Here is a 15,291-nt window from a genome sequence, read left to right as displayed (position 1 = left end):
CTTCTTTTTACCTCGTTGTATTTTCAGAAAAATGTGATAAGATGAATGTATATTCATCGCTTGGAGGTGATGTATGAGTGAGCTTAGGGACAGGATCATTGGACATTCGCTGATCTTATTTGAAAAGCATGGGTTTCACGGCGTTTCCGTTCATGAAATCGTGCAGGCTTCCGGTACTTCCAAGGGAGGGTTCTATCACCACTTTCAATCAAAGGATGAACTGCTGTACGTCATTCATGACATGTTTCTTACATATGTATGGAGGGAAGCGAGGGCAGCAGACGACACGCATCCATCTCCGGTTGCCAAGGTACAGGCGATCATACGTGCTTTCGTACACGTATTCGACTTATATCAACCCCACATTTCCGTCTACTATCAAGAGAGCATCTACTTAAAAGCACCCTATGCAGAAAAAATAAATCAAAAACGCGATGAATTTAAGCAGCTGATTTTTCACATTGTGGAGGAAGGGCAGAAGACAGGACATTTCCGAAGGGAGCTTCCTCTTGAAGTTACGGCCATGGCGATACTCGGAATGGTTAACTGGATGTACAAATGGTATAGAAAAGACGGCCCCTATACGATCGAACAGATAGCAGATGTCTACACAGACCTCGTACTTCACCTTTTGTTACCGGGAAGAGAGGACCGGACATATTTTGATCACTTATTGAAGGTGCCTTTTTTTTACGAATAAAAGAAAGCGTTTTCTTTTTTGTTTGATTACAGACCAACCAGTCGGTCTTCCAACTTGTAAGGAGGATATCTATGAATTTTGAATGGACAAAAGAACAGGAAATGACGAGGAACATGGTGCGTGACTTTGCGGATAAAGTTATCGGACCGAGAGCTGTTGCCATTGATAAGAACGCGGAGTTTCCAGAAGATATCTTTAAAGAAATGGGCAAGCTTGGTCTCCTCGGCATTCCGTTCCCGGAAGAGTACGGCGGTTCCGGTGGAGATACGGTGACTTACGCACTTGCTGTAGAAGAAATCGGACGTGTTTGCGGGTCCACAGGACTCAGTTATGCTGCAGCGGTTTCCCTCGGGGCAAGTCCTATCTATTATTTCGGAACAGAAGAGCAGAAACAGACGTTTTTGACACCACTTGCTAAAGGAGAGGGGCTTGCTTCTTTCGGTTTGACGGAGCCGAATGCAGGATCTGATGCCGCTGGCACACAAACCCGCGCGGAACTGAATGGTGATCATTATGTCATCAACGGGGAAAAGTGTTGGATTACTAATGCGGAGTATGCTCGTTCGATAACTGTGACTGCCGTTTCCGGTAAGCGTCCGGACGGGAAAAATATCATCTCTGCTTTCATCATTCCGAAAGATACCAAAGGCATGAAGGTTACGAGTCCGTACGACAAAATGGGAGTACGAGGCAGCAACACATCAGAGATTATTCTTGATCATGTCATAGTACCAAAAGAAAACCTGCTTGGAGATCCGGAGGCAGGATTCAAACAGTTTCTTTATACGCTGGACGGCGGGAGAATATCTATTGCGGCACTTGCTGTCGGTATTGCTCAAGCTGCATTAGACAGGGCTTTAGCCTATGCAAAAGAACGGAAGCAATTTGGTCAACCGATTTCCAAATTTCAAGCTATTCAATTTAAACTGGCCGATATGGCGATGGAAGTCGAGCTTGCAAGGAACATGGTTCATAAGGCGGCTTGGTTGAAGGATAAAGGAAAGCCATTTACGAAAGAATCCGCCTATGCCAAACTGTTCGCCTCTGAAACGGCTTTCCGCGCAGCAAATGAGGCGATTCAGATACACGGAGGATACGGTTATATGCGCGAATATGAAGTGGAACGCTTTTTGCGCGATGCGAAACTCCTGGAAATTGGAGAAGGTACTTCAGAAATACAGCGGCTTGTTATCGCCCGCTCATTAGGCTGTTAATTAAAGGAAGGAGGAAGCGTTATGGCTTTATTGGAACAGACCGTTGGGGAACTCTTGTCAGAAAAAGCAGCGCAGCATCCGGATCAGGAGGCTTTTGTCTATCCTGGTTTGTCGATAAGGAAAACTTACAGGGAATTTGAAGAAATGACGGATGAAGTGGCTAAAGGCCTGATGGCTCTTGGTGTTGAAAAGGGAGAACATATAGCTATTTGGGCGGACAACAAGCCGGAATGGCTATTAAGCCAGTTTGCCTCCGGAAAAATGGGTGGCGTTCTCGTAACCGTCAATACGAACTACCGAACTCAGGAACTGGAATACTTATTGAAGCAGTCAGATGCTTCCACTATCATTCTTGCAGAGGATTTCAGGGGAACGTCCTATATGGATATTTTGAAAGAAATTTGTCCTGAGCTTGAAACATGTGAGAAAGGCGCTTTGGAAAGCGAACGACTTCCATTTCTAAAGAATGTCATCGTATTAAGCGAGCGCTCATATAAAGGATGCTACAACTGGCAGGATCTTCTCGATATGGGACTGACTGTTTCAAACGAGGATCTCTCAGAAAGAAAAGAGACGCTTCATTTCCGGGATGTCATTAATATGCAGTACACTTCCGGGACGACAGGGTTCCCTAAAGGCGTCATGTTAAGTCACCATAACATCGTGAATAACGGAAACCAGGTGGCCGACTGCATGCGGCTTACAAACGAAGACCGCCTATGTATACCGGTTCCTTTCTTCCACTGCTTCGGATGCGTACTAGGAACTTTGGCGGCGGTTTCTAAAGGCGCGACAATGGTTATTTTAGAGCAGTTCGATCCTCTGGAAGTATTAAAAGCGGTTACGAACGAATCTTGTACAGCGCTTCATGGTGTCCCGACGATGTTCATTGCTGAATTGAACCATGAAGATTTCGAAAAATGGAAACCGACAACCCTCCGTACCGGCATCATGGCAGGTTCGACTTGTCCGATGGAAGTGATGAAGCGGGTGATGGACGACATGGGTGCAGGAGAAATAACCATTGCATACGGACAGACGGAATCCTCCCCGGTGATTACTCAAACGAGAGCCGATGACCCGATCGACCTTCGTGTGACGAGCGTCGGCCGCGTCCATCCGCATGTCGAAGTGAAAATAATCGAACCGGCCACCGGAGAAGAGCTTCCTCCGGGTGTACCAGGTGAACTGTGCACACGCGGATATTTAGTAATGGCAGGATATTATAAGAATGAAGAGGCAACGGAAGCGGCTGTTGATCCGGACGGATGGCTGCATACGGGAGATGTTGCTGTCTGCAGTACGGAAGGATATATCGAAATTACCGGAAGAATCAAGGACATGATCATCCGTGGAGGCGAAAACGTCTATCCCAGAGAAATCGAAGAGTTCTTATATAAACATCCGGACGTTCTCGATGTACAGATCGTTGGAGTGCCTGATGAGAAATTCGGGGAAGAAGTCATGGCATTTCTCATTCCAAAGGCAAACGTCACATTGGCAGAAGAGGATATTCGTGCGTTTTGTTCAGGCAGTATATCGAAACATAAAATTCCGAAGTATATCTGTTTCGTAGAGGAGTTTCCGATGACGGCCAGCGGTAAAATACAAAAATTCCGTTTAAGGGAAAGCGCGCTTGAAATACTGCAAACAGAAACGTGAGGAGGAAACACCTATGTTTTCCAAAGTATTGATTGCCAACCGGGGAGAAATTGCTGCCAGGATCATTCGGACGTGCAGGAAGATGGGCATTCAAACGGTCGCTGTTTATTCGGAAGCGGACCAGGACAGTGCGTATGTATCCATGGCAGACGAAAGCTACCTTATCGGTAAACCAAGAGTAAGCGAATCTTATTTAAATGCGGATAAAATTCTCGACGTCGCTGTAAAGTGCGGCGCACAGGCCGTTCATCCCGGGTATGGTCTATTAAGCGAACATGCAGGTTTTGCGAGGAAGGTGGAAGAAGAAGGGATGACTTTTATCGGTCCTCCTTCAAAGGTTATTGCCAAGATGGGAGACAAAGTAGAAGCTAGAGCAGAAATGAAAAGTGCTGGTGTTCCGATTATCCCCGGTACGGATGGTTCGGTTGATTCTGTGGAAGATGCAAAGAGAATCGCAGATGAATTCGGCTATCCCGTCATGCTGAAGGCAGCGGCAGGCGGCGGAGGGATCGGTATGCAGGCGGTCCATAATGAGCAGGAATTGGAAAAGGCATTCGCAGGGAACTCGAAACGGGCGGAGACATTTTTCGGAGACGGCAAGATGTTCTTAGAAAAACTGATTGACAAGCCGCGCCATATAGAGATTCAGGTGCTCGCTGACGAACACGGGAATGCCATTCATTTATTTGAGCGGGAATGTTCGATTCAACGCAGGCATCAAAAAGTACTCGAAGAAGCACCATCCCCGTCTCTATCTGAAGCAACGCGGGAAAAGATGTATAGAAGTGCTCTGAAAGCGGTGGAAAGTCTCGGCTACACGAATGCGGGTACGCTTGAATTTCTCGTAGACCAGGAAGAGAACCACTATTTCCTGGAAATGAATACGCGTTTGCAGGTGGAACATCCCGTTACAGAAGAAATTACAGGAGTGGATATTGTTGAGCAGCAGCTGCGCATTGCAGCTAAGGAGCCGTTGTCCTTTGGACAGGAGGATGTACAAAGGAATGGGCATGCGATAGAAGTGAGGATTTATGCGGAAGACTCCAATACTTTCTATCCCTCTCCCGGCAAACTCACAAAGCTTCGTCTTCCCGAAGGAGATGGAATCCGTCATGAGACGGCCATCTGTGAAGGTTCTGAAGTCACCCCTTTCTACGATCCAATGATTGCTAAATTAATAGTCCACGGCGGGGACCGTCAAGAAGCCGTAGAACGACTGACGCAAGCCGTGCATGCGTATGAAATAGAAGGAATTAAGTCAAATTTGATGATGTTGAAGCGGATCGTTACGCATGAGAACTTCATCATTGGCGACACGAAAACAGATTTTATTGAGGTCCATTATTTACCGACGTTAACGAAATGAGGAGGATGAAGAGATGAAGGAAGTGAAGGCTTCGATGGCAGGAAGTGTATGGAAATTGGTAGCAAAAGAAGGAGATTCGATAGAGGACGGGCAGGATGTCGTAATCTTGGAGTCAATGAAAATGGAGATACCAATCACGGCAGAATACTCCGGTGTCCTAAAGGAGATGAAGGTTGCAGAAGGCGACTTTGTCAATGAAGGAGATACGATCGCAGTCATTGAATAGGAGGGTCCTATGATCTCATTCCCTGAGAAAGTAAAGATAAAGGAAGTCGGTCCGCGCGACGGGTTACAGAATGAAGCGGTAGAGGTTCCATGGGAGCGGAAGGTGGAATGGATAAATCTTCTTTCTGCTGCCGGGTATGAATATATTGAATTCAGTTCTTTCGTTCATCCGAAGTGGATTCCACAACTGAAGGATGCTGATATAGTGGCGCGGTCCATCGACAGAAATCCCGGAACGACCTACGCTGCTCTCGTTCCGAATGTAAAGGGGTTGCGCAAAGCGCTGGATAACGGTGTCGATGAAGTAGCTGTCTTTATGTCGGCGAGTGAAACACACAATAAGAAGAATATCAACAAAACCATCAACGAGACGTATCCTGTTCTGCAAGAAGTCATCACAGAGTCCAAGCAGGAAGGAAAAAAGGTAAGGGGTTATATTTCTTGTGTATTCGGTTGCCCTTATGAAGGACATGTCCCATTCGAGCAGACAGCAGCAGTCGCAAAGACACTTTTGAAGATGGGGGTGGACGAAATATCTCTCGGCGATACCATCGGGACGGCCGATCCGAAGCAGGTCGACCTTTTTCTTGAGTACATGAAAGAGAGAGTCTCTTTGGAACATGCGGCGCTCCATTTTCATAATACCAACGGAATGGCGCTTGCAAATGTGACGGTGGCTCTTCAACATGGAATCACCATCTTTGATGCATCTCTCGGCGGGCTTGGTGGATGTCCCTATGCCGAGGGAGCTTCAGGAAATCTTGCAACAGATGACCTCGTTCACATGCTTCATCGTATGGGGATCGAGACGGGAATTAATGAAGAAAACTAAGGAAGGCAGCTGCTTCCTTGAGCAAGAGCTCGGAAAACGTCTGCCGAGCCATCAAAGACAGATAGCCGCTAAAGAGGAGGTAGGTTGATGGATACGTTCACGAAACTGGAGGCTTTGGATACCCATGTGTATCTGCTGACATTAAACAGACCATCGAGTGCCAATGCCCTTTCCAGCGGGTTATTGGATGAATTGGAAGAAACGCTCAAAGATATTCAGCGGCGGCCGGAGATACGTGTGCTTTTAATAACAGGGAGCGGAAACAAAGCATTCTCCGCAGGCGCTGATTTGAAAGAACGGGCGGAAATGGGCGAAAAAGAGGTACTGGCGGCAGTGGAGAAGATCGGCAGTACGTTTCGACTTCTGGAAACGTTGTCCATTCCAACGATTGCAGTAATGAACGGTGCTGCTTATGGAGGCGGGCTTGAGCTTGCTCTTGCCTGCGATATCCGGTTTATGAGCAGTTCTGCAAAAGCAGGGTTGACGGAAACGTCGCTTGCCATCATTCCGGGCGCGGGAGGTACGCAGCGCCTGCCCCGCCTAATCGGACCAGGGAAAGCAAAAGCTATGATCTACTCTGCAAAGCCGGTGGAGGCGGATAAAGCTCAAGCCATCGGTCTTGTCGAATATGTGTATGAGCCGCAGTTCTTATTATCTGAAGCAAAAGATTTCGCCTGTGCCATCGCACGCAATGCACCAACAGCACTGAAACAGGCAAAAAAAGCAATTCAGGAAGGGCTGGATGCAGATCTGGAAGCCGGCTTGAAAATCGAACACTCCTGCTACGAAGTAACCATTCCCACCAAAGACCGCCTGGAAGGGTTGAATGCATTTAAAGAAAAAAGGAAGCCGGATTATAAAGGAGAATAAACGTGGAGAAGACAATGCCCAATGAAAAAACGTGGAAAGAAAATAAGCAGCGGATTAAGGCAGGCGGGGCGGAAAAGTATCATGAAAAAAATGCCCAAAAGGGGAAATTGTTTGTCCGTGAACGCCTGAGACTGCTTTTTGACGACGATATCGATGTGGAAGATGCTTTCTTTGCAAACTGTATGGACGAATCACTCCCTGCGGACGGTGTTGTGACGGGAATAGGAAAAATTAACGGAGAAGATGTCTGTGTGATGGCTAACGATTCAACTGTGAAGGCAGGCTCGTGGGGGGCACGAACGGTAGAGAAGATCATACGCATCCAGGAAACAGCAATGAAACTTAATCTGCCGATGCTGTATCTCGTTGATTCCGCAGGAGCACGTATTACAGATCAAATCGATATGTTTCCGAACAGACGCGGAGCCGGTAGAATTTTTCACAATCAAATAAAATTGAGCGGTCGTGTCCCTCAGGTCTGCCTTCTCTTCGGTCCATCTGCAGCAGGTGGGGCTTATATCCCGGCTTTCTGCGACATCGTTGTCATGGTCGATGGTAATGCTTCTATGTATCTTGGATCCCCGAGAATGGCAGAGAAAGTTATCGGTGAGAAAGTGTCATTGGAAGAAATGGGCGGGGCAAGAATGCACTGTTCGGTTTCCGGTTGTGGCGATGTTCTCGCCAAAGATGAATCGGAAGCTGTCCAATTTGCAAGGGACTATTTAAGCTACTTCCCGCAGAGCCATAAGGAGCGGCCGAAGAAAAAGACGCCACTTGCACCGGGAGACTTTGACAAATCCATCGGTGACTTGATCCCTTCCAATCAAAATGCGCCCTTTGATATGTATCAGCTGATAGACAGGTTGATTGATGAAGGTTCTTTCTGTGAAATCAAAAAGAAGTTTGCGCCCGAACTCATTACAGGTCTCGCACGAATCGAAGGAAGAAGTATCGGTGTGATTGCCAACCAGCCGCGTGCAAAAGGCGGTGTCCTGTTTCCTGATTCTGCAGATAAAGCTGCTAAGTTCATTCAGCTATGTGATGCGTTCCATATACCCCTTCTCTTTCTTGCCGATATTCCAGGCTTCATGATCGGAACAAAGGTGGAACGCGCCGGAATCATTCGGCACGGGGCCAAAATGCTGTCTGCCATGAGTGAAGCGACCGTTCCTAAAATATCAGTGATTGTAAGAAAAGCATATGGTGCGGGATTGTATGCTATGGCAGGTCCTGCGTTTGAACCGGATGCATGTCTTGCTCTTCCGTCTGCTCAAATTGCCGTCATGGGACCGGAAGCAGCCGTGAACGCTGTGTATGCAAACAAAATAGCGGAACTTCCGGAAGAGGACCGTCCCGCTTTTATTCAGGAAAAGCAGCAGGAGTATAAGGAGAACATTGATGTATATAGACTGGCATCTGAAATGATCATAGATGATATAGTGGAACCGGATGCACTTCGTTCTGCCTTGGCTATTCGTTTCCAGGCTTACGAACGAAAGGACATCATCTTCACAGAAAGAAAGCACGGTGTTTATCCCGTTTAAAAAAAGCCCCTGATCCTTCTTGGACCAGGGGCTTTTTTTATTCTCTCTCATTCAAATGGGAAGCACCGATCTTCCTTATTTCTTCGACCGTATCCGGATTTTCAAGCGCACTCAAATCACCGGATGAATGATTCAAATATGCGGATTTGATGGCCCTTCTCATCACTTTCGCATTTCTCGTTTTTGGTAAATCTTTGACGAAATGCATGCGCTTCGGGGCAAGCGCTTTGCCAAGTTTCCTTTCCATATATAGCTGCAATTCTTCTAAAAGGACATCTCCTTCTTCGTACAAGGGGGACAAGATGACGAAGGCGACAGGCTCTTCTCCTTTGATTGCATGCGGGACCCCGATGACACCTGCTTCACTAACGGCCTCGTGATCAACAAGGACCGATTCGACTTCAGCAGGACCAAGCCTTTTTCCGGCTACATTGAGGACATCATCCGATCGCCCGGTAATGGTAAAATAACCTTTTTCATCTTTTAAAGCCCAGTCTCCGTGGACCCACGTGTCTTTAAAACGGTTCCAGTAAGTGGATAGGTAACGTTTATCATCTTGATAAAAACTATTTGTCATCCCTACCCACGGAGTTTTGATAACCAGCTCTCCTACTTCATTCGTTACAGATTCCCCTCGCTCATTCCATACATCCGCATCCATACCTGGAAGTGCTGCATTGAACGTGACCGGTTGAATCGGCTTGATCAATACATTTCCTAAAATCCCTCCCGAAATTTCCGTACCGCCGGAATAGTTGAAGATCGGTACTTTTTTCTGACCGGCATGCTTAAACAGCCAGTGCCAGGGATCGGGATTCCATGGTTCTCCAGTGGATGCAATGAGCTTCAAAGAGGTTTTATCATGTTGTCGCAGCCACTCTTTCCCGTGCCTCATTAACGAACGGACGAGAGTGGGGGATATCCCTAAGTGAGTCACCTTGTACCGTTCAACCAGTTCCCATAACCGTGAGGGGGCGGGATAGTCCGGTGTTCCTTCGAAAAGTACGACGGAAGCTCCGTTAATCAGGCCTCCATAGACGAGAAAAGGCCCCATCATCCATCCCATATCCGTGTACCAGAACACCGTGTCCCCTGCTCGGACATCCATACAGATACCTGCGTCAAATGCCGCTTTTATCGGAAAACCGGCGTGAGAATGGACAGCTCCTTTTGGTTTTCCAGTCGTTCCTGACGTATAAATAATCATAAAAGGATCGTCTGCATGCATGGGTTCTGTTTTGAAAGCGTTACCATTTTTCCTTAAAGAAGACCACTGTACATCCCTGTAAGGATTCCAGTCGATTTCTATACCTGTCCTTTCTACAACAATAATGTGTTCAAGGGCAGGACAATGATCAGCAGCAAGGTCTGCTTCGTCTTTCATTCGAATCGATTTGCCGCGCCGGAAGAAACCATCCGCAGTAATGAGAGCTTTTGCCTTGGAAGCCTTTAATCTAGACAGAAGTGCTTCTTCCTTGTAACCGGAGAATGCTGGTGAGAAAACGGCGCCTGTTTTGGACAGGGCGAGCATAGCAATCACTGTTTCGGGAATCATCGGCATGTACAGAAGGACATTGTCTCCTTGTGTGATTCCAAGACTATTCAAACCATTTGCAATGCGGTTCACTTCGTCATGGAGCTCTTGGTACGTATAAGAAAGGCGCACACCATCATCACCTTCCCAGTAGAGAGCGACAGCGTTCTTCTTAAAAGGGTTCCCTGCCCATCGATCCAAAGCCAAATGAGCGACATTCATTATACCACCATCAAACCATTTCGGGAACGCAGGACCGGCGGAGAGATCCAGCGTTTTCTTAAATGGGGTGTACCACTCCACTCCAAGCTCGTTTACAACTTCTTTCCAGAACCAGTCGGGGTCTTCTACAGACTTTTGGTGAAAAGAGTCATAATCAGTAAATCCAAGTTTTTTCATCCATTGGAATAACCGGGTAGATTCAGCCTGCGTGGGATCAGGCATCCATACATTTTCGTGCTTGGACATAAGCAAAAACCCCCAGAATTCAGAATTGTCTTTCTTTTTATTATACATGATTAATAAGGATGGAGGAATGTTTGCGCATTTTTCACAAATAATTCCTTGGAAAAGGTTGAAAATTTCTATCATTTTCTATACGGTGGGAAAAGTCATGGGATATTTATCCACGAATGACAAATGTACAATAAAGGAGAGAGAAAGATGTTTGAAGGAGCAATTACTTTGTTGATACTTGGGGTTGTCGGTATCATCGCCATTATAGCTGGGATCATTACCCTGATTATTTTCCGCCTGCGTTACAAGACAGCGAGTTCCAATGAAGCACTGATTGTGACAGGACCGAAGCTCGGGGACCCGGAGCAGGAGAAGAATGTGTTTGAAGACGATAACGGGAGGTCCGTCAAGATCATCCGTGGCGGAGGCTACCGGCTTAGAATGTTCCAAACCGCAACGCCTATTGATCTTACATCCTTCCAGCTGCAGGTAAACTCAGAAAAAGCCTACACAAAAGAAGGGATTCCGGTTCGGGTGGCAAGTACAGCCGTCATCAGTATTGGAAGCGAACTTGCAATTATGGCCAATTTTGCCGAGAAGTTTTTAGGGAAAAAGCAAAAAGAAAGGGAAGAGGAGCTAAAAGACGTCTTAAACGGACATCTTCGTTCCATCATTGCCTCCCTTCCTATTGAAAAAATCTATAACGACTTCAAAGAAGTTAATACACAAGTGAAGAAAATTGCAGAGTCTGATCTAAAGGGAATGGGGTTCGAAATCACTTCATTCGCCTTGAATGATGTCGAGGATGTAGATGTGGAGAATGGTTACATAGATGCACTGGGGCGTCCTCATATTGCGGAAGTGCAAAAAAAAGCCAACATGGCTGAATCCGATGCAACGAAAGAAACACGCATCTATCAGGCGAAGAATGACCAGGAAGCGCAGGATGAAGAAAACCGCCGTTTGACTGCTGTTGCAGAGTCAAGAAAAGAAAAAGATATCAAAGAAGCAGAATTTGAGAAGGAAACAAACCGCGCCAAAGCGAATGCAGAGCAGGCAGGAGAACTGGAACGTCAAAAGCTCGCTCAGCAGATCAAAGAAGAAGAGCTCCAAGTCCAGTATATTGAGAAAAAACGAGCCGTTGAATTAGAAGCGGAAGAAAACAAACGGAGACGGTCGATTGCAGATGCAGAGGCTTATGAAGTAACAAAACGGGCTCAGGCGGAAGCGGATAATGAAAGAATTAAAGGGGAATCAGAAGCAGAAGTCATTCGTCAACGCGGAATTGCAGAAGCGGAGTCGAAAGAACGAATGGCGAAAGCAATGGAGCATTACGGAGAAGCGGCCATAATGGAAATGCTGATCAACGTTCTTCCAGAATACGCAGAAAAAGTTTCTCAGCCGCTCAGTCAAATCAAAGATATGAAAGTGATTGATATGGGGGGACAGGACAGCAAAGGCGGCACTGCAAAAGTTGCCAGCAGTGTTACGTCTACGATGCTCGGTATTCAGGAATCACTGAAGGAAACGACCGGGATGGATTTGAAGGCGATGCTGGAGAGTTATGTGTCCAGAGGTGCTGTCCATTCCTTTCATAAAGAGGAAGAGAAGTACAAAGAAGCGGCTGCTGCAAAGGAAGAAAGGGAAGACGAATCTGATCAGCCGTCAGAACGAGAGAAGAAAACAGAAGATGATGCAAATCAGCATTAAAAAGAGAGGCGCACAGATCTGAAAAGGTCTATGCGTCTTTCTTTTACTTGTTTTTCCTAATAGATACGTTTAAGGGATAGACCGGTTGGGGTATTATAATTCTCAGGCATATAAACAGCATGGTCTTTTATTTCTTACATAGTTCACAAATACTTAGCCAGTAATTAATTGTTTCAAAATTGAATTAATGGTAAAGTCAAAAACGTAGAGACCTTAGGTGCACATGAAAGGTGCATCGGACGGTTTACTGCGCAAAAAGGAATACGAGTATGCTAGATGTTACTAGGAGGTAGGATTATGAGAATTATTGTAGCAGGGGGAGACGGTTTTTGCGGTTGGCCGACAGCATTATACCTATCCAAGCAAGGTCATGATGTAACCATCGTAGATAATTTAGTACGCAGGAAATATGACGATGAGCTGCGGTCCAATTCCGTGACACCAATCGCCACTCTGGAAGAACGGGTAGCGAAGTGGAAAGAAGTGACCGGTAAAGAAATCAAGACATTTATCGGGGATTTGAATCATTACGATTTCCTGAGCGAAGTATTCCGTCAGACAGAGCCGGAAGCTTTTGTGCATTTCGCCGAACAGCGGTCCGCGCCTTATTCCATGATTGACCGCGAACATGCGGTCTATACTCAATCAAACAATGTCATCGGTAACTTAAACGTGCTGTATGCCATTAAAGAATTTGCACCGGAGTGCCATCTGATTAAACTCGGCACGATGGGTGAATACGGAACACCGAATATTGATATAGAAGAAGGATATATTGAAATAGAACATAAAGGACGTAAAGACCTGCTTCCTTACCCGAAACAGCCGGGTTCTTTCTATCACTTGTCCAAAGTGCACGACAGCCATAACATCATGTTTGCGTGTAAGATTTGGGGAATCCGTGCGACAGACTTGAATCAGGGCATTGTTTACGGTCTACATACCAAGGAGACGGCGCTTGATCCGCTGCTTGTGAACCGAGTAGACTATGACGGTGTCTTCGGTACGGCTCTTAACCGTTTTATCAACCAGGCAGCAATTGGTCATGATTTGACGGTGTATGGAAGCGGAGGGCAGACAAGGGCTTTCCTTAACATCGAGGATACCGTCCGCTGCGTGGAAATTGCAGCAGAGAACCCTGCTGACAAAGGAGAATTCCGTGTATTCAACCAGTTCACAGAGTGGTTTTCCGTCATGGAGCTTGCGGAACGTGTCCAGCAGATAGCGAAAGAAGAAGGACTGAACACAAATGTCCAACAGATTGAAAACCCGCGAATTGAGAATGAAGACCATTATTACAATGCGGTGAATACGAAACTGAAAGACTTGGGACTGGAACCGCACCTTCTGACAGATGATGTCATTCGGGGCATTCTTAAAACAGCGATCGAACATAAAGACCGTATTATTAAAGAGAACGTATTGCCGTCCATTACTTGGAAGTAGGGAGTTTTCCGCTTTGAAAATCGCCATTATTACCGAAACATTCCTTCCATCCACGGATGGAGTCGTAACAAGATTAAAGGAAGCAATCAAATACCTGATCAACCAAGAGCATGAAGTCATAGTCATTGCTCCGGATCTTGGAGTGACAGAATATGAAGGGGCGATTGTCGAAGGGGTTAAACCGACAACCATGCCTTTTTACAGATCCAAAGAGTTTTCGCTCCCACAGCGACGCGTAAAGGAGCTTCTGGTCAAACATGATCCAGACCTGGTTCACGTCGTTAATCCGGCCCTCGTCGGGGTCTCAGGGGTGTATTATGCGGACAAGTTAAATTACCCGTTGATTGCATCCTATCATACCCATGTACCGAAGTATCTTGATTATTACAGGCTTTATCCATTCAAGCCGCTCGTATGGTGGTATTTCAGGAAGCTGCACAACTATGCAGATGTCAATTTATGTACATCGAGAGCGATTAAACAGGAGCTTGACGATAAGAAGTTCCATAACGTAAGTGTTTGGGATCGGGGGGTGGCTGTGGATCACTATCATCCGCGGCATCGGACTTCTGCGATGAGAGAAAGACTTTCCGACGGTAATACGGAGAATAAGCTTCTTGTTTTCGTAGGGCGACTGGCGCCTGAGAAGGAGATCCATAAGCTGAAGCCTTTACTTGAATCAAGGGACGATATATCGCTTGCCATCGTCGGGGAAGGGCCTGTCAAAGACCAGCTGGAAAAGACGTTTGAAGGAACCAATACGGTGTTTACAGGGTTGCTCCACGGAGAGGAACTTGCTCAAGCGTTTGCTTCATCGGATGCTTTAATTTTCCCATCTGTAACAGAGACGCTCGGGTTGGTTATTCTTGAAGCGATGGCTTCCGGGCTGCCGGTTGTTGCAGCGAAGAGCGGGCCTACCATGGAACAGGTAGAAGACGGCAGAACAGGCCTGCTGTTTAAAAATGAGAATACAGAAAGCATGATCGCTGCTATTAAGCGTCTGGAAGATGATGATCTGTATGAAGAACTGTGCAGCAACGCAAGAGCTGAAGCAGAGAAATACAGCTGGCAGAAACCATCGGAACAAATTCTTGATTACTATTATGAAACGATAAAAGTTTTCAACGAGAACGAAAGTCCATCGTCCAAAAAAACCAAAATGAAAGTCACAGAGTAATACTCTGTGACTTTTTTCATTGAAACTTAGTAGCAACTCCGAACCTGAAGAATGATACAATCAACAACGGAACATAAGTTCGCGGAAATATAAAACAAAAGTCGTTTAAGATTCTAACTTACAACTTAGTAGCAACTCCGAAAGAAAAAATATAAAACACTCAATAAAATGAAAAAAGACCCGGCATACGTGAAATAAAAGGCTGGAAAACTAGGCAGCCGAATTAAAACTTTACTGGATTCTAAAGAAAAAAGCAATGAATAAATGAGGAAGTATGAACGTGGATTTTGTATAGCAGTCATAAAGATGATCTATAGACGGAATAACTAATAAGTGCAACGTCATGATCATTGCTTGGTTAACAAGGAACGATCAACTGATTCATGGAAGAAAAACAAAGCAGATGAGTAATACGAAAAAAACACAATATGAACAAATTGTGTGGTTTAACAAAGTAAAACCAGTAATGGATGCAATTTTGGATCTGTACATTTTTAATCTGTATTGTCTCAATATCAAAAGTATACTTAGTTATTGAGACGGAAAGTCATTATT

Annotated in this window: 11 protein-coding genes and 1 pseudogene; 11 read left to right on the top strand and 1 reads right to left on the bottom strand. The window is 45.9% G+C overall.

Annotated features, from left to right (window positions below; genetic code table 11):
- The first annotated feature begins 73 nt into the window (after nt 1-73).
- From D479_RS13990 to D479_RS13955, 8 genes and pseudogenes are all read left to right on the top strand, one after another.
- Nucleotides 74-700: a TetR/AcrR family transcriptional regulator gene (locus tag D479_RS13990; protein WP_008638179.1), complete on the top strand. Its 627-nt coding sequence runs from the start codon at nt 74-76 to the stop codon at nt 698-700.
- A 71-nt stretch (nt 701-771) separates the two neighbouring features.
- Nucleotides 772-1,914 (top strand): acyl-CoA dehydrogenase, encoded by a 1,143-nt coding sequence (locus D479_RS13985; protein ID WP_008638178.1) that lies wholly within the window; start codon nt 772-774, stop codon nt 1,912-1,914.
- Nucleotides 1,915-1,935: 21 nt separating this feature from the next.
- Nucleotides 1,936-3,576, top strand: coding sequence for an AMP-binding protein (locus D479_RS13980; protein ID WP_008638176.1), 1,641 nt, complete (start codon nt 1,936-1,938; stop codon nt 3,574-3,576).
- A gap of 13 nt (nt 3,577-3,589) precedes the next feature.
- The gene (locus D479_RS13975) at nt 3,590-4,942 is read left to right on the top strand and encodes an acetyl-CoA carboxylase biotin carboxylase subunit (protein WP_008638173.1); all 1,353 of its coding nucleotides are present in this window, start codon (nt 3,590-3,592) and stop codon (nt 4,940-4,942) included.
- A 13-nt stretch (nt 4,943-4,955) separates the two neighbouring features.
- A complete protein-coding gene (locus tag D479_RS13970; protein ID WP_008638172.1) occupies nt 4,956-5,168 on the top strand; it encodes an acetyl-CoA carboxylase biotin carboxyl carrier protein subunit in 213 nt (70 codons plus the stop codon).
- Between the two features lie 9 nt (nt 5,169-5,177).
- Nucleotides 5,178-6,087, top strand: a pseudogene (locus D479_RS13965) (hydroxymethylglutaryl-CoA lyase).
- The gene (locus D479_RS13960; protein WP_008638167.1) at nt 6,087-6,869 is read left to right on the top strand and encodes an enoyl-CoA hydratase-related protein; all 783 of its coding nucleotides are present in this window, start codon (nt 6,087-6,089) and stop codon (nt 6,867-6,869) included. Before D479_RS13965 ends, D479_RS13960 begins: the two are co-directional and overlap by 1 nt.
- A gap of 14 nt (nt 6,870-6,883) precedes the next feature.
- Nucleotides 6,884-8,413, top strand: coding sequence for an acyl-CoA carboxylase subunit beta (locus D479_RS13955; RefSeq protein WP_008638166.1), 1,530 nt, complete (start codon nt 6,884-6,886; stop codon nt 8,411-8,413).
- A 37-nt stretch (nt 8,414-8,450) separates the two neighbouring features.
- Here the strand turns inward: D479_RS13955 and D479_RS13950 are convergent, their stop codons facing one another.
- Nucleotides 8,451-10,415 (bottom strand): AMP-binding protein, encoded by a 1,965-nt coding sequence (locus D479_RS13950; protein WP_008638165.1) that lies wholly within the window; start codon nt 10,413-10,415, stop codon nt 8,451-8,453.
- Nucleotides 10,416-10,610: 195 nt separating this feature from the next.
- On the opposite strand from D479_RS13950, the gene D479_RS13945 reads away from it, so the two are divergent.
- The 3 genes from D479_RS13945 (at nt 10,611) to D479_RS13935 (ending at nt 14,736) form a co-directional block, all read left to right on the top strand.
- Complete coding sequence (locus D479_RS13945) at nt 10,611-12,113, top strand: SPFH domain-containing protein (protein WP_008638164.1); 1,503 nt, start codon at nt 10,611-10,613, stop codon at nt 12,111-12,113.
- A 297-nt stretch (nt 12,114-12,410) separates the two neighbouring features.
- Complete coding sequence (locus tag D479_RS13940) at nt 12,411-13,559, top strand: NAD-dependent epimerase/dehydratase family protein (RefSeq protein ID WP_008638163.1); 1,149 nt, start codon at nt 12,411-12,413, stop codon at nt 13,557-13,559.
- A gap of 13 nt (nt 13,560-13,572) precedes the next feature.
- Nucleotides 13,573-14,736, top strand: coding sequence for a glycosyltransferase family 1 protein (locus tag D479_RS13935; protein WP_008638153.1), 1,164 nt, complete (start codon nt 13,573-13,575; stop codon nt 14,734-14,736).
- The last annotated feature ends 555 nt before the right edge of the window (nt 14,737-15,291 follow it).

Origin of the sequence: Halobacillus sp. BAB-2008, from assembly GCF_000328325.1 — a bacterium.
Lineage (GTDB): Bacteria > Bacillota > Bacilli > Bacillales > Halobacillaceae > Halobacillus.
The sequence above is the reverse complement of the archived record's forward strand: the minus strand, read 5'-3'. Positions and strand labels throughout refer to the sequence as shown.

Bases quoted from the DNA above. Each gene is read 5' to 3' on its own strand.
- D479_RS13985 (WP_008638178.1), top strand. From the start codon at position 772: ATGAATTTTGAATGGACAAAAGAACAGGAAATGACGAGGAACATGGTG.
- D479_RS13975 (WP_008638173.1), top strand. From the start codon at position 3,590: ATGTTTTCCAAAGTATTGATTGCCAACCGGGGAGAAATTGCTGCCAGG.
- D479_RS13990 (WP_008638179.1), top strand. From the start codon at position 74: ATGAGTGAGCTTAGGGACAGGATCATTGGACATTCGCTGATCTTATTT.
- D479_RS13945 (WP_008638164.1), top strand. From the start codon at position 10,611: ATGTTTGAAGGAGCAATTACTTTGTTGATACTTGGGGTTGTCGGTATC.
- D479_RS13940 (WP_008638163.1), top strand. From the start codon at position 12,411: ATGAGAATTATTGTAGCAGGGGGAGACGGTTTTTGCGGTTGGCCGACA.
- D479_RS13950 (WP_008638165.1), bottom strand. From the start codon at position 10,415: ATGTCCAAGCACGAAAATGTATGGATGCCTGATCCCACGCAGGCTGAA.
- D479_RS13960 (WP_008638167.1), top strand. From the start codon at position 6,087: ATGGATACGTTCACGAAACTGGAGGCTTTGGATACCCATGTGTATCTG.
- D479_RS13955 (WP_008638166.1), top strand. From the start codon at position 6,884: ATGCCCAATGAAAAAACGTGGAAAGAAAATAAGCAGCGGATTAAGGCA.
- D479_RS13970 (WP_008638172.1), top strand. From the start codon at position 4,956: ATGAAGGAAGTGAAGGCTTCGATGGCAGGAAGTGTATGGAAATTGGTA.
- D479_RS13980 (WP_008638176.1), top strand. From the start codon at position 1,936: ATGGCTTTATTGGAACAGACCGTTGGGGAACTCTTGTCAGAAAAAGCA.